General features: G+C 66.2%; 8 protein-coding genes and 1 pseudogene. 5 read left to right on the top strand and 4 right to left on the bottom strand.

Annotation, left to right across the window (positions count from 1 at the left end; translation table 11 throughout):
* Positions 1-11: 11 nt before the first annotated feature.
* Positions 12-6,065 carry an apolipoprotein A-IV repeat region-like domain-containing protein gene (locus tag FNJ47_RS17875; RefSeq protein WP_163155327.1) on the bottom strand — a complete coding sequence of 2,018 codons (6,054 nt, stop codon included), beginning with the start codon at positions 6,063-6,065 and terminating at the stop codon, positions 12-14.
* A gap of 379 nt (positions 6,066-6,444) precedes the next feature.
* Between FNJ47_RS17875 and FNJ47_RS17870 the strand changes: the two genes are divergently transcribed.
* Complete coding sequence (locus FNJ47_RS17870; RefSeq protein ID WP_163155326.1) at positions 6,445-6,822, top strand: Hpt domain-containing protein; 378 nt, start codon at positions 6,445-6,447, stop codon at positions 6,820-6,822.
* Between the two features lie 162 nt (positions 6,823-6,984).
* On the top strand, positions 6,985-7,305 hold the full coding sequence (locus FNJ47_RS17865) for a 2Fe-2S iron-sulfur cluster-binding protein (RefSeq protein ID WP_163155324.1): 321 nt from the start codon (positions 6,985-6,987) through the stop codon (positions 7,303-7,305).
* Between the two features lie 106 nt (positions 7,306-7,411).
* On the opposite strand, the gene FNJ47_RS17860 is transcribed toward FNJ47_RS17865, so the two are convergent.
* Positions 7,412-7,873 (bottom strand): thioesterase family protein, encoded by a 462-nt coding sequence (locus FNJ47_RS17860; protein WP_163155322.1) that lies wholly within the window; start codon positions 7,871-7,873, stop codon positions 7,412-7,414.
* Between the two features lie 161 nt (positions 7,874-8,034).
* Between FNJ47_RS17860 and FNJ47_RS17855 the strand changes: the two genes are divergently transcribed.
* Positions 8,035-9,063: an NAD(P)/FAD-dependent oxidoreductase gene (locus tag FNJ47_RS17855; RefSeq protein ID WP_163155320.1), complete on the top strand. Its 1,029-nt coding sequence runs from the start codon at positions 8,035-8,037 to the stop codon at positions 9,061-9,063.
* Positions 9,064-9,190: 127 nt separating this feature from the next.
* Positions 9,191-9,760 carry a DUF2147 domain-containing protein gene (locus FNJ47_RS17850; RefSeq protein ID WP_163155318.1) on the top strand — a complete coding sequence of 190 codons (570 nt, stop codon included), beginning with the start codon at positions 9,191-9,193 and terminating at the stop codon, positions 9,758-9,760.
* 75 nt (positions 9,761-9,835) lie between these two features.
* On the opposite strand, the gene FNJ47_RS17845 is transcribed toward FNJ47_RS17850, so the two are convergent.
* Both FNJ47_RS17845 and FNJ47_RS17840 read right to left on the bottom strand, forming a co-directional pair.
* Positions 9,836-11,794, bottom strand: a complete 1,959-nt coding sequence (locus FNJ47_RS17845; protein ID WP_163155316.1) for an SGNH/GDSL hydrolase family protein — start codon at positions 11,792-11,794, stop codon at positions 9,836-9,838.
* A 103-nt stretch (positions 11,795-11,897) separates the two neighbouring features.
* Positions 11,898-12,974: a lysylphosphatidylglycerol synthase transmembrane domain-containing protein gene (locus FNJ47_RS17840; protein ID WP_163155314.1), complete on the bottom strand. Its 1,077-nt coding sequence runs from the start codon at positions 12,972-12,974 to the stop codon at positions 11,898-11,900.
* A gap of 608 nt (positions 12,975-13,582) precedes the next feature.
* Here FNJ47_RS17840 and FNJ47_RS17835 point away from each other — a divergent pair.
* Positions 13,583-14,095: pseudogene (locus FNJ47_RS17835) on the top strand (MFS transporter); the annotation flags it as partial.
* Between the last annotated feature and the right edge of the window lie 128 nt (positions 14,096-14,223).

The raw sequence follows: 14,223 nt of genomic DNA, 5'->3' as shown, positions 1-14,223 counted from the left end.
GGTTCGAACGCTTATCCCAGCCGTCCCGCAGCGTGCGCGAGCAGGGTGTAGACCAGCCCGGTCTCCGAGGTCAGGTGGCTAGCCAGCTCCTGCTGGCCGCGGCCGTCGCGGGCGACTTCATCGAGCAGGCGCTCGAATTCCGCGATGTAGCGGTCGACCGTCTGCTTGAAGCCGCGGTCGGCGCGGTACTTGCGGGCCACCTCGTCGAACGCCTTCTGGCCGGCCGGCGTGTAGAGGCGCTTGGAGAACGCCTTGTTCTCGCCGCGCTGGTAGCGATCCCACATCTCGGCCGCAAGCGTGCGGTCCATCAGCCGGCCGATGTCGAGCGACAGCGACTCCAGCGGATTGGCGGCCGGCTGCTGTTGCGGACGCGGGCGCTGCTGGGCGTCGCGGCCCTGCGGGGCAGGCGGCGGCGCATCGGTGCGGTTGAGCAGGTCGGACAGCCAGCCGTCGCCGTTGTTGGAGCTCGCCGGGCTGACCGACGGGGCCTCGGTGCGGCGCGACGATGCCATGCCGAGATCGGGCGGCGGCAGCGTCGAAGCGCTGTTGCTATTGTCCCGCATGCGCACGTCGCCGCGGCCACCGGCGGCAGCAGCCATCACCGGCTCCTCGTGGCGGACGCTGGTGCGGTTGGTCGAGACCACGTCGAGCCCGCGGCCGTGATGGGCCACGATGCGGTTCAGCTCCGCCAGCGCCTCGATCTGGTCGACGATCACCTTGCGCATCTGCGCGGTGTTCTCGGCAGCCTCCTGCGGCATTTCCAGCACGCCGCGGCGCAGCTCGTTGCGGGTGGCCTCGAGCTCGCTGTGCATCTCGCTCGCCATCTGCTTCATCGCCGTGACCATCGCGGAGAACTTCTCCGTCGATTCCTTGAACATCGCATCGGTCTCGGCGTTGCTCTGCTGGTAGAGCTCGTTCATCGCGTCGACGGTCTGCTGACGCTCGTTCTCCGCCGCCTGGCGCACTGCCTCGAACTGCCGGCTGATCGCAGCCGATCCGGCGCCGGCGGTCTCCGCCACCACGCGCGCGATGTCGCGGGCGCGTTCCTCGGCCGCGCCGAGCGATTCATCGAGCAGCCCGGTGAAGCGCGACAGCCGCTGGTCGAGGTCGGTGGTGCGGAGGTCGATGGTCGTGACCAGCGCTTCCAGCGCCTCCTTGCGCTCGCTGACGGAGGCCGTCGTCGAGCGGTTGGCCTGCTCGACCACGGCAGCCGCGTCGATCAGCGCCTTGCCATGGGTCTCGAACTGGCTCGACAGCGCGCCGAGATCTTCCAGCGCCTTGCCGGTCTTGCTGTTGAATACCGTCAGCTGGTCTTCCAGCGTCTGGGTCGCCACGCCGTTGCGCGAGGTGACGTCGTTCATGGCGGACACGAAGTCGGCCACGCGGGTCACCAGCGCGCGCTCCAGCGAGTTGAGGTTGTCGTGGGCGCCGGTCAACACTTCCTGCAGCAGGATGTTGCCCTCGCGCAGCCGCTCGAACAGCGCGACTGTATCGGTGCGCAGGATCTTGCTGGTCTCCTGCATCTCCGTGACGGCCGAGATCGAGACCTGGCGAGACTGGTCGATCGCCGCGCGCGAGGCCTGCTCGAGCTCCTTGAGCGACTTCGCCACCGCGCCGGTCGCCTGATCGCCCGCCGAGGTGATGTTGCGCGCGACGTCGCCGCCATGCGCTGCCATCGACTGCGAGAAGGCGAGGCCGCGGGTTTCGATCGCCTTCAGCGCGTCGGCGGTGGCGCGATCCATGTCGGCCGACAGCTGCGTGGTCTTGGCGGTCAGCGCCTCGACCAGCGAACCGCGGCGGCCGTCGACCATCTGCGACAGACGCTCGGCCTGCTGCTGCACATAGGTGACGATCTCGTCGGTCTTGCCGGTCATCGCCGAGCCGAATGCGCTGGTGGCGGACAGCACCGAGCGTTCGATGTCGGCGGAGGTCGTCTTGACCTTGGTCGAGACCTCGTTGGACATGGTGATCAGTGCGGCCTGTGCGTTCTGCGCCGAGGTCTGGATGTTGTCGGTGGTCTTGGCCGTGACCGAACCCAGCGCGCGCTCGATATCGGTCGAGAGCGTGCGGATCTGGGCGGCGGCATCGGCCGAGGTCGCCGCAAACGAGCTCTGGGCCTCGCGGGCGCTGCCCAGGATGGTCTGCGCAGTCTCCGCGCTGGTCGTGGTCAGCGAGCGTTCGATCTCGACGGTGATCGCACGCATCTGGGCTGCGGCCTCGCTGGAGGTTGCCACGAACGAGGTCTGGGCATCGCGGGCGCTGCCGAGGATTACCTGGGCGGTGTTGGTGCCGACCGAGGTCAGGGTGCGCTCGACATCGGCTGCCAGCGACTTGACGTGGTTGGCGGCCTCCGTGGACGCGGTGACGAGGGTGTTCTGCGCCTCGCGGGCGCCGGCGGTCAGCACCTCGATGGTGCCGGAACCGGCCATCGACAGCGCACGCTGGATGTCGGAGGCGAGCGCCGACACCTTGCTCGCAGCGTCGGTCGAGGCATTGACCAGCGTGCTCTGGGCTTCACGCGCACCTGATGTGATCGATTCCGCGGTGGCGGAGCCGGCCATCGACAGCGAGCGTTCCATGTCGGCGGCGAGCGTCCGGACCAGCTCGGTGGCCTCGGTGGAGGCGCCGGCCAGCGTGCTCTGGGCTTCGCGGGCCGAGGCGACGACGGCTTCCGCAGTGGCGGAGCCGGCCATCGACAGCGAGCGTTCGATATCGGCCGACAGCGTGCGGACCAGATTGGTGGCGTCGGTCGACGCAGCCGCCAGCGTGTTCTGGGCCTCGCGGGCGGAAGCGACGACGGATTCCGCGGTCGCGGTGCCTGCGGTCGAGAGCGAGTGCTGTATGTCGGCCGCGAGCGTGCGGACCAGATTGGTCGCTTCGGTCGATGCACCGGCAAGCGTGCTCTGGGCCTCGCGGGCGGAAGCGACGATGGATTCCGCGGTCGCGGTGCCTGCGGTCGAGAGCGAGTGCTGCATGTCGGCTGCGAGCGTGCGGACCAGATTGGTCGCTTCGGTCGATGCACCGGCGAGCGTGCTCTGGGCCTCGCGGGCGGAGGCGACGACGGCTTCGGCGGTCGCGGTGCCCGCCATCGAGAGCGAGCGCTCGACGTCGCTGGCGAGCGACTTGACCTGACCGGTCACGTCGGTCGACGTCGTGATCAGCGTGGTCTGTGCCTCGCGGGCACCGGCCATGATCGCTTCGGCGGCGGCAGAGCCGGACATCGACAGCGACTGCTCGACGTCAGCGGCGAGCGACTTGACCTGGCTGGCGGCTTCAACCGATGCGCTGACCAGCGTGGTCTGCGCGTCGCGGGCGCCCGACAGCACGGAGGCTGCGGTGGCGCTGCCGGCGGCCTGCAGCGTGCGCTCGACATCCTCCGACAGCGCCTTGATCTGCGAGGCGACGTCGCCGGAGGCGGAGACCAGCGAGACCTGGGCGTCGCGGGCACTGGTGAGGATCGAGTTGGCGGCGCTGGTGCCGACGGCGGTCAGCACGCCCTCGACCTCGGCCGAGCTCATCTTGAGCTGGTTGCCGACATCCGCGGATACGGTGAGCAGCGCCTGCTGCGCGGTGCGCGCGCCGGTCTGGATGGTCTCGCTGGTGTTGACCACGAGGTTGGTCAGCGAGCGCTCGGCGTCCTCGACATGGGACTTGATGCTCGACGACAACAGCTCGGCGCGGGACATCAGCTCCTCGCTGGCCTGGCGGCCGCTGCTCTCGATGCGGCCGGCGACGGCCTCGACGCGCGAGCCCAGGAGGTCCTCGAACTGCGCGACGCGGGTGTCGATGTCACCGGCGATCACGCCGACGCGGCTTTCGATGCCCTGCTGGATGTCGGCGAAGCGTGCCGAGATGGTGTCGGTCAGGTTCGAGCTGTGGCCACTGATGGTCTCGACGAGACGGGTGTTGTGACCGTTGATGGTATCGGCGAGCCGGGTGCTGTGGCCGTTGATGGTGTCGACGAGGCGGATGCTGTGGCCGTCGATGGTTTCGGTGACGCCGTTGATGCGGTGGTCGACCGCGGCGATCGCCTGCGCGGTGCCCTCGGTCAGGGTCGTGGTGAGCAGGCCGAGCCGCGAGTCGATCGAGTGGATTGCCTGGGTGGCGCCTTCGGTCAGCTGCGTCGCGAGCGTACCGAGATGGCCGTCGATGGTGTCGGTGACCGACTTGGCGCGGCTCTCGAAGGTGACCTCGATCGTCTTCATGCGGCCGTCGATCGCGTCGTCCAGCGACTGCAGGCGGCCGTCGAAGGTGCCGATCCTGGTGGCGAGCGAAGAGTCGAACGACGACAGCTTGTCGTTCAGCGAGGCGTCGAGATGGGTGACGCGGCTGCCGAGCGTGGTCTCGAACTGCAACAGGCGCTGGTCGAGCGAGGCGGTGATCTCGCCGCTATTCGCGGTGACGCGATGGTCGAAGGTGTCGACATAGGTCTTCAGGCTGTCGGCAATGTCCTGGGTCCGCTGGCCCATGCGCTCGACGATGTCGCCGCCGAAGGTCTTCACCGTGCGGTCGAATTCAGAGATGTGGCGGGTGATCAGGGCGCCGAGCGTGCCGGAATCGCGGGCGAATTTCTCGGCGAGCTCGCTGCCGTGGTTCCTCACCAGGTCGTCGAACGCGCTCATCTGCAGCGACAGCGAGTCGTGCGCGGTCTCGGTCTGGCCCACCACCTTGGCGACCAGCGAATTGACGGTCACGTCGAGCGCCTCGCTCGCCTTGTCGCCGGAGGTCATGATCTGGCCGGCGAGGCGGTTGCCGGCGTCGTCGATCTTGCTGACGAGGTCGTTGCTGCGCAGCTCGAGCTCGAGCAGCAGCGAATCCGCGGAGTTCTTCAGGGAATCGTGGACTTCCTCGGTGCGGTCGGAGATGCCGTCGACGATAACCGACGAGCGCTGCTCGAACTCGCCGGTGATGCGGTCGATGCGCTCGTTCAGCATCTCGTGGACGCGATCGGCCAGATCGACGAACTCGTCATGGACGTGGCCGGTCTTGAAGTTGAGGCTGGTGGTCAGCCGCTCGGAGGCGTCCATCACCGCACGCGTGGTCTCGGCGCTGGCTTCCTCGAGGCGGTCGAGCAGGTCGCCGCCGCGCTCGCCGAGCGCGAGGATCATGTTGTCGCCGGCATGGCTCAGCGCGGTCGTGATGTGCTGGCCGCGCTCTTCCAGCGCGCCGGTGATGCTCTTGGCGACCTCGTCGACGCGCGAGGCGATCGCGTCCGAGATCAGCGCGATGTCGTGGCGCAGGTCGATCTGCACGCCGGAGATCGCGCTGCGCACCTGCTCGGCCTGGCCGACCAGGTTGTCGCGCTGGTGGGCGATGTCCTGCAGCAGCGCGCGGATGCGCACTTCATTGTCGGAGTAGGCACGCTCCAACGCCGCAACCTCGTTGGCAACGAGGGTCTCGAGTTCGCCGGCGCGCGCGATCGCGCGCTCGACGCCGTCGCCCATCGCGGCGACTTCGCGGCGGATCGCCTGGCCGACCGTCACCATGGAATCGGCGGCAGCGTTTTCCGGTTCGGAGAATCGCATTGCGACCTGCGCCATCGATTGCGCGATCATCTGCATGCGCTGACCGTGCGAGGCGAGGCTGGCGAGATAGTAGAACAGCAGGACCGGAACGGCGAACAGCGCGGCGAGGCCGGCGAGCACCAGCACGCCGGTACCCTGGGCCATCGAAGCCTGCAGGGCCGGCCAGAACGCGATGGTGAGGATGACGCCGCCGAGCAGCCAGGCGCCGGAGCAGACAAAGAACAGCGTGAAGGCGTTGCGGGCGCGCCCTCCCTGCAGCGTCTGCAGCATCTGGCCGATGGTCTCGCGATCATCGTTTGCGGCGCGGCGCGGGGCGCGCGGTTCCTCGATCGGCTCGAACGCCGATCGAGCGTTATTCGCGCGGGACTCGAACGCGGTGGCTGAAAAATCCGGAGCTGACGGCGGCAGGCTGGGCGGCGCGGCGCCTTCGTCGAGGGAGCTGCGGTGCTCCGCGCCCTGTTCGCTGATGTTGAGGGCTTCCTGGATGGCAGAAAGCGCGACTTCGGTGGGATCTTTGACCTTCTTGGGAGTGTTCGCCATGTTCAGTCTGACCCTCTCACTATTTTACGCGTCGGCGAGCCTGCGATTGTCCCCACGCAAGCTCGAAGCCGGTACCCACAAGCGGAGCGCAAGCGCCCCCCTCGGCGGCTTGTCCGCTACATCCGCAAACATCCTATGGGGAGAGTGATGCGAATGAAATGCTTGCGATTAATACTTTCTTAATCATCGTTAACAGCTTTGCGCCATAAGGCCTTATGGGTACTCGAAATTCCTGCCGTAGCGCGTCGATTGTGTCCGGAAATTGTCCAGAATCGGGCGGTTTTGCCGATCATCCCGACAACAATCCGTTAACCAGTTTCGTGATTGGCTGGCCAAATATCCGCCCGGCGAGGTTTGGCGGAGACGACAGGGACAGGCCATGCCGCTTCATCTCGAACGGGTTGAATGGACGCAATCACCGCCGCTCGCGCCTGGCGGCGGCCCGATCGACGTCGATCACCTTCGGCGCATGACATTGGGCGACCCGGACCTGGAGCGCGAAGTCCTGGCGATGTTCTCGACCCAGTCGGCCCGGATCCTCGGAGAGCTGGCCGCCTTGCCGCCCGAGGCTCCGACCCACGCCCACACCCTGAAAGGGTCGGCGCGGGCGATTGGCGCCTTCGGCGTCGCCGAGGCCGCCGCCCATCTGGAGACCGCACTGACCGCTGGTTCCGATCCAGCCCAGCCGCTTGCCGCGCTCGGGGCCGCAATTGCCGAGGCGCGCGCCGCGATCGAGCTGATTCTGGGCCGCTCCTAGGCTCCTGCCTGACCTCAACGGCTCGCCGCAGCGGCCTGTACACCGTCCTGGCCGGCTGGCAGGTTTTCGGTCTCCGCGCTAGCGCTGTGCGGATCGACCCGTTATACGACTGCCGGGACCTTTCCATCCATCGTCCGGCGCATTCCGGCAGCACGAGCAATCATGGCCAAAATCCACTTTATCGACCATTCCGGCGAGAAACGCTCCATTGATATCGAGAACGGCGCGACGGTGATGGAAGGCGCGATCCGCAACGCCATTCCCGGCATTGAAGCCGAATGCGGCGGCGCCTGCGCCTGTGCGACCTGCCATGTCTATGTCGATGACGCGTGGCGCGAGAAGGTCGGCGCGCCGTCGCCGATGGAAGAGGACATGCTGGATTTCGGCTTCGACGTGCGTCCGAACTCGCGTCTGTCTTGCCAGATCAAGGTCACCGACGAACTCGACGGACTGGTCGTGTCGACGCCGGAACGGCAGGCCTAAAGCTTTTCGGTTCTGATTGAATCAGAACCGAAGCTCCAGCTTTGTTTTTGACGCGTTTCTTCGCGCGAACCGGTATCCACTTCGCTCGAAAACGCCTTGAGGTCTCTTATTCGCCGTCCGGATTCACACCGCGACGGACCCAGCGGCGGAAGTTCTCCTTGACCTCCGCCGTCAGCGGCGTCGGCCGGCGCGTGGCCTCGTCGATCATCACGGTGACCGCTTTCGCCGACGCAACGCAGCGCCCCTCCGAAAACACCACCTGATCGAAGGTGGTCGATGTCCGCCCGAACTTGACGAGGCCGAGCCCGAGCTCGATCCGGCCGGGCCAGTGCAACTCGGCGCGGAAATGGATGTCGAGGCGCACCATGATCCAGCCGAGCCCCGCCGGCATCAGCCCCATGGTCGGATCCTTCACCAGCGTGACACGGCCGGTCTCAAAATAGCTTGCATAGACCGCGTTGTTGACGTGCCCATTGGGGTCGAGATCGGCAAAGCGCACATTGTCGGACAGGCGGTAGGGAAAGTCTTCCAGGCGCAGTGCGTCGTCGGCGCGGACAGGGGCGTTCACGAGGGATCTCCGTCGGTTTCCTGCCCATACAGCCGAGTTGCGCAAGCTCGGCAAGGGGTTGCCGCGCCAGCCGCTGTCCCTATTATGCATGTCCCGATCCGGCCATACTTGGTTGGGCAGGCGAAAGCCGTCCAGTCGATCTCAAATGAAAAGAAGCGGATATGAGCGAAGCGATCAAAACCGATGTGCTGATTATTGGCGCGGGCCCTTGCGGACTGTTCGCCGTGTTCGAACTGGGCCTGCTCGACATGAAGGTGCATCTGGTCGACATCCTCGACAAGATCGGCGGGCAGTGCGCCGAGCTTTATCCCGAGAAGCCGATCTACGATATTCCCGGTATTCCGTTCGTCACCGGCCAGGGCCTCACCGAGCAGCTGTTGGAGCAGATCAAGCCGTTCGGCCCGACCTTCCATCTGAACGAGATGGTTGAGAGCATCGAGAAGATCGGCGATCCGCTGTTCCGCGTGAAGACCGACGCCGGCAAGGAGTTCGAAGCCAAGGTGGTCGTGATCTCGGCCGGCGGCGGTTCGTTCCAGCCGAAGCGTCCTCCGGTGCCCGGCATCGAGGCCTATGAAGGCACGTCGGTGTTTTACGCGGTGCGCAAGATGGAGCAGTTCCGCGACAAGAACATCCTGATCGTCGGCGGCGGCGACTCCGCTCTCGACTGGACGCTCAATCTGCATCCGATCGCGAAGCGCATCACGCTGCTGCACCGGCGCGACGATTTCCGCGCGGCGCCGCACAGCGTCGAGCAGATGCGCGCGCTGGTCGCAGACGGCAAGATGGATCTGAAGATCGGGCAGGTCACGGGGCTCGAAGGCGCCGACGGTCAACTCTCGGGCGCCGCACTGAAGGCCAATGACAATGCGGTTTCGACGATCGCCTGCGATACGATGTTGCCGTTCTTCGGGCTCACCATGAAACTCGGCCCGGTCGCGAACTGGGGCGTTGCGCTGGAGAACAATCTGGTGCCGGTCGACACCGCGGCATTCGAGACCAACGTGTCAGGCATCTTCGCGATCGGCGACATCAACACCTATCCGGGCAAGCTGAAGCTCATTCTCTCCGGCTTCCACGAGGGCGCGCTGATGGCGCAGAAGGCGCACCGCTACGTGTATCCGGACAAGCGGCTGGTGTTCCAGTACACAACCTCGTCATCGAGTTTGCAGAAGAAGCTTGGAGTGAACTGATTCCACTCCAACAGCGACCAATGCCAGGGGCATGGGCCTGTTGCCGCGCGGCGCGGGTACTGGAACACTCCGTGAAATGGCCGTAGTCTGCTGCCATTCGGGTTTGTCGATCGATCAGGTGATGATGATGCGGAACACGCTATCCAGACTGCGGCTGATCCTGGCGATCGCCACGGCCTTTGCGCTGGCTGCTCCGTTGGCTGCCACGGCGGCCGACCCGACATCGGCGGCGGGCCTCTGGCAGAAGGTCGAGGACGGCAAGCCGGAAGGCTGGTTCCTGGTGATCGATCACAACGGCATCTTCGAAGGCGTGATCGCCAAGATGTTCTCCGATCCCAACGATCCGCCGAATCCGGTCTGCTCGAAATGCACCGACGATCGCAAGAATGCGCCGTGGCTTGGTCTGTCCTTTATCCGCGACATGAAGCGCGATGGCCTGAAATACGAGAACGGCAACGTGCTCGATCCGCGCGACGGCAAGATCTATAAGGCCAAGATGACGCTGAGCGCCGACGGACAGAAGCTGACCATGCGCGGCTATCTCGGCATTTCGCTGTTCGGCAAGGATGAGGTCTGGACCCGGTTGCCCGACACCGCGGTGGCCCAGCTCGATCCCGCGATCGTCGCCAAATATCTGCCGGCGCAAGCCGCGGCGGTGAAGCCGCCAGCGCCCGTGCCGGCGACCAAGCGGCACTAAGGCCTCTCTCTCACTCTCTCTCGTTGCCGATCAGGATCGCGTTGGCACGCAGCCGCGCGCGTTCAGCGCGAGCGTTCAGCGTTGCTCCGGCGCGGTCGGCAGCGGCGCGACCGGCTCGGAAATCACCTCGGGCACACTGGTGTTCAACTGCAGCACGGTGGCGGCCGCGGGCGCTGCGGCATCGGCCATCGCCGCATGGCCTTCGGCACTCGGATGCACCGCGCCACCATACACTGCCGACAGGATGCCCCATGTCGCGTCGTGGATGTCGGTCGGCTGCATCGAGGACGGCAGGCCCTGCGGGTACGTCATCGCCGCGAAATAGCTGTCGTTGGCGTCGCGGATCCAGCGCGCGCGCGGCAGGTAGGCGCGGTATTCGCCGGCGCTGCGGCCGCATTTGAGCGGCTGGTTGGCTGCGGCGACGATGTCGGACTCGAAGCTGGCGCCATTGGCGGCGAAGCAGTCGCGGTCGAACTCCGGATCGGTCGACGCGCGCGCGCAGAAACCGTGGCTCGCAAACGCCGCCTGATGCGCATCGACGAAGGTCATGCGGTCAGCCTGCGGATTGCGGCAGATGATGCCGGACTGGCACTGCGCGAGCGCCTTGAGCTGCGGCAGGAACTCGTTCTGCACGAAGCTCGAGACCTCCGTGAGCCGCCGCGGATCGGCATTGAACGAGGGGTGGATATCGAAGCCGGCGCGGCCGCCGGGGCAGTGCGTGCCGCCATTGGCCAGCGCCGGATTGGCATAGGCCGTGTAGATCACGCGGGACAGGTCGCCACCGACCAGAGGCTTCAGCGCATCGCGCAGCTTGGCAAAACCGGTCGGCAGGTCGCGCGCCAGTGCCGAACGGGCATCGTCGACGCTGGCCATCGAGCCGCCCTGGCTGAACAGCGTACGCTCGGTCGGCGTGTCGACGATCACGTTGGCGACGAGGCCGGAAAAGTAGATGTCGTTGGCGCCGATCGACAGCAGCACGAGGTCGAGCGTGCGGTCCGGCTGCCGGCGCTTGGCGGCGGCGAGCGCCGTGCGCAGCTCCGCAATCTGGCCGTTGACGGTGCCCGAGCAGGTGTTGGCGGTTTTGGTCGGCAGACATTCCCGCGCCTGCTGCGAGCCGAGCAGGCCGTCGGCGATGGTGGCGCCGGTGCAGGCCAGCGGCAGATAGGTCACTGCGATGTGCGGATATTGCACGGCGAGCGCAAGCGCGGTGCGGGTCTGGTAGCTGTACAGCGAGCGGTGGCACGCCGAGTTGAGCCACAGCGCGCTCTGGCGCTGCCAGTTGGTCAGGGTATCCGGCGCTTCGCAGGCGCGCCCGCCCTTGTAGCCGGCGCGGCTCGGCCGGTAATACTGCGCGCCGCCGAGATAGGAGCGGAAGCAGAACCCCTCGTCGGAGAGCGCAATCGCGCGGTCCGGATTGCCTTCGCCGGATGCGATGCTGTCGCCGAGGCCCGCGATCAGCAGGTCACGCACCGCGATCTGTGTCGCCACGCGCTGGTTGGCCTCCGAGCCGCTTGCGACGTCGACGGTTGCGACCGTGGTGCGGCCGTAGCGGACCCGCAGATTGACCGGCTCGGCGCAATCGAAGGTCTGGGATTGTGGCCCGTCGCCGTCGTCGAACGACCAGGCGCAGGTGGCACCAACCGGAACCGGGCCGGTGAGCCGCACGACGATCGGGTGATCGATCGGCGTCAGATAGCTTTCCTTGACGTTGTCGCGGGTGCAGGGCTCGTTGACGCGGCCTTGCAGGTCGATGCAGAGCCGGTTGACCGTGTTGCGTGCCCAGCCGCGACCGTCGCTTTGCAGTTCCAGCGCCTGTTCCGAGGCCAGCACGCTGCGGCCCAGCCCGCTTTCGACATGCAGACGGAAGTCGCGTTCCTCGCGGAACAGACGGAAGCGGTTGCGGACCTCCCAGGAGATCTGCAGCGAGCTGTCCTGGGCGTCCGCGGCTGACGCGAATACCGCCGTCAGTGCGCTGCCGAGCAGCACGCTGCCGATCGTCACACGAAGCGAAAATCGAACCAAAAAGCCAATCATGGCGCGGTTTGACGCGAGTGGTACGGCGAAAATAAGAGAAGCGGCGGCGGGGATCGAAAATCCGGGATCGGAGAACCCGGACGAGGGCCGATAACGTTGCCTGTTACCGTTTCAGCTGCCTGATCCGCTGCTGCCGGCTTTCGATCGGTTGCCGCACGGTCGCCGAAGCCGTGCAGGCTTGGCTCAATCTCTTTCGTTCCTGCCATGGCTGCACCACGTTGAGCCACAGCTCGCGCATGCCCATGATCGAGATCGAGATCCCGAACGGGATCATGAAATAGAGGATACGGAACACGACCAGCGTCGCCAGCAATTGCTCCTTGCTGAACTCCGGCAGCGCCACCAGCATCGCGGCATCGAACACGCCGATCGAGCCGGGGGCATGGCTCGCGAAGCCGAGCAGCGTCGCCAGAATGAACACGACTGCCAGCGAGACGAAGTCGATATGCGGCTCGGTCGGCATCAAGAGGTACATCGCGAGCGCGCAGAAGCCGAGATCGACCACGCCGATGAAGATCTGCAACAGCGTCAGCTTGGCCGATGGCAGCACCACCTTCCAGCCGTTCTGGCCGAGCTCGCGGCGTTTCTCGCCGGTCAGGAGCCAGACGAAATAGGCGCCGATGCCGGCAAGACAGCCGAGCGCGATCAGCCGGTTCATCGCCGGCGGCAACAGGTCCATCGCCGAGGCCGCCGCGGGATGCCAGGCCATGCCGAAGCCGAGCACGAACAAATTGCCGAGCCAGAAGGTCAGGCCCGACAGAAAGCAGATCTTGGCGACGTCGATCGCGGAGAGGCCGTAATCGGAATAGATCCGGAAGCGGATCGCGCCGCCGGTAAAGACGGTGGCGCCGATATTGTGACCGATCGTATAGCTGGTGAAGCTCGACAGCGCTGCGATGCGGTAGGGGACGTGGGTCTTGCCGATCGTGCGCAGCGCGAAGAAGTCATAGAAGGTCAGCGTGCAGAACGCTCCGACCACGCACAGCGCCGCCAGCGCGATCCGGTGCGGCGCGATGTCGGTCAGCGCGGTGAGGATGATGCCGGTATCGACGCCCTTCAGGGTGTGCACCAGCGTCGTGACCGCAGCCGCGATGATCAACACACTCGCGGCGATCCCGAGCCGTTTCCAGCCGATCGTTTCCTTGAAACCACGCCCAAGCGTGGTCAGCAGCCGAAGCATTCATCCTCCCGGCGGGCGGCAATTTCAGTGGGACCCGGTCACGTACGGCGACGGGTGACGGGCAAGCGCACCGTACGTGATGACCCATAAGGCAAAACCGATGCGTTGTGCAGCCCTTGACAAGCCAACCTTCCGCTCCTGTCCAGCGTCATTGTCATACTGGCTACATATGTTCTCGCGCTGCGGAATGTGAGTCGCAGAGATGCCGTCCGCTGTGACGGGATCACTCCATGTTCCGCCGTTCCCGGCGATTTCGTCGGCAATTTCGCCGATTTTGCGGCCGTCTCGGCACCGCCGCGGGGCAGTTGGCGTGAAGCGAATGGACGATATGCATCGGCGCGGGGACGTCGGAGCCCGCCGTGGCGTTTACCAAAGTGTGAAGTCGACGCGCGCATGAGCATGATGCGTCCTGTGGACCACTGCGCGGGCCGGAATGCGACGCTCCGGTGGCGGTCCGTAGGTCTATTGAGGCAAAACGCCGCGCAAGCTGGGCCGCGGTCGTGCGGCCCGGCCGGCATGACGATGCCACACTTCGATCGTTGGCGAAGTGTTCTATCGAAACGAATGCCTATGTCTCGCATTGGTTGCCCGAGAGCGAGGACAGCACCATGCGACAGACATCTGCGAACCTCCGGCGCGTGCCCGACCGGCGCGCGGCGTCGCATCAACCGTCGAGTGGGCTTGCGGCGACGTTGACGCTCGCCGCGATGAGTCTCGGCTACGGCGTCGTGCAGCTCGACGTCACCATCGTCAACACCGCGCTCAGCGCCATCGGCGCCTCGCTCGGCGGCGGCGTTGCCGAACTGCAATGGGTGGTCAGCACTTACACCATCGCGTTCGCCGCGTTCATCCTGACCGCAGGCGCGCTCGGCGACCGGATCGGTGCCAAACGCGTCTTCATGGCCGGCTTTGCGATCTTCACCGCTTCATCGGTCGCCTGCGCGCTCGCGCCCGATGCGGTGACGCTGATCGCCGCGCGTTGCGTGCAGGGATTGGCCGCAGCCATCCTGGTGCCGAACTCGCTCGCGCTGCTCCGCCATGCCTATGCCGACGAGAAGGCGCGCGGACGCGCGGTCAGCGCAAGGCTCGCACCTGCGGCCCAAACGCCGACCGCGCGTCCGCGCGCCTTCTCGTCGGCATAGGCATGGCGGAGCAGCGCGAGCGAGTTGCGCAACAGGATCGCTGCGGCCCATCCCGACACGCAACGCGCGGCGCTCAGCGCAACCGCAGCCGGCGCGCCAGACCAGGC

It is taken from the genome of Bradyrhizobium uaiense (genome assembly GCF_010811875.1).
Classification (GTDB): Bacteria; Pseudomonadota; Alphaproteobacteria; order Rhizobiales; family Xanthobacteraceae; genus Bradyrhizobium; species Bradyrhizobium uaiense.
This window is presented reverse-complemented; position numbering and strand designations above follow the sequence as displayed.

Excerpts from the sequence above, each read along its gene's own strand:
- FNJ47_RS17875 (WP_163155327.1), bottom strand. The coding sequence starts at position 6,065 with ATGGCGAACACTCCCAAGAAGGTCAAAGATCCCACCGAAGTCGCGCTT.
- FNJ47_RS17870 (WP_163155326.1), top strand. The coding sequence starts at position 6,445 with ATGCCGCTTCATCTCGAACGGGTTGAATGGACGCAATCACCGCCGCTC.
- FNJ47_RS17865 (WP_163155324.1), top strand. The coding sequence starts at position 6,985 with ATGGCCAAAATCCACTTTATCGACCATTCCGGCGAGAAACGCTCCATT.
- FNJ47_RS17855 (WP_163155320.1), top strand. The coding sequence starts at position 8,035 with ATGAGCGAAGCGATCAAAACCGATGTGCTGATTATTGGCGCGGGCCCT.
- FNJ47_RS17850 (WP_163155318.1), top strand. The coding sequence starts at position 9,191 with ATGCGGAACACGCTATCCAGACTGCGGCTGATCCTGGCGATCGCCACG.
- FNJ47_RS17845 (WP_163155316.1), bottom strand. The coding sequence starts at position 11,794 with ATGATTGGCTTTTTGGTTCGATTTTCGCTTCGTGTGACGATCGGCAGC.
- FNJ47_RS17840 (WP_163155314.1), bottom strand. The coding sequence starts at position 12,974 with ATGCTTCGGCTGCTGACCACGCTTGGGCGTGGTTTCAAGGAAACGATC.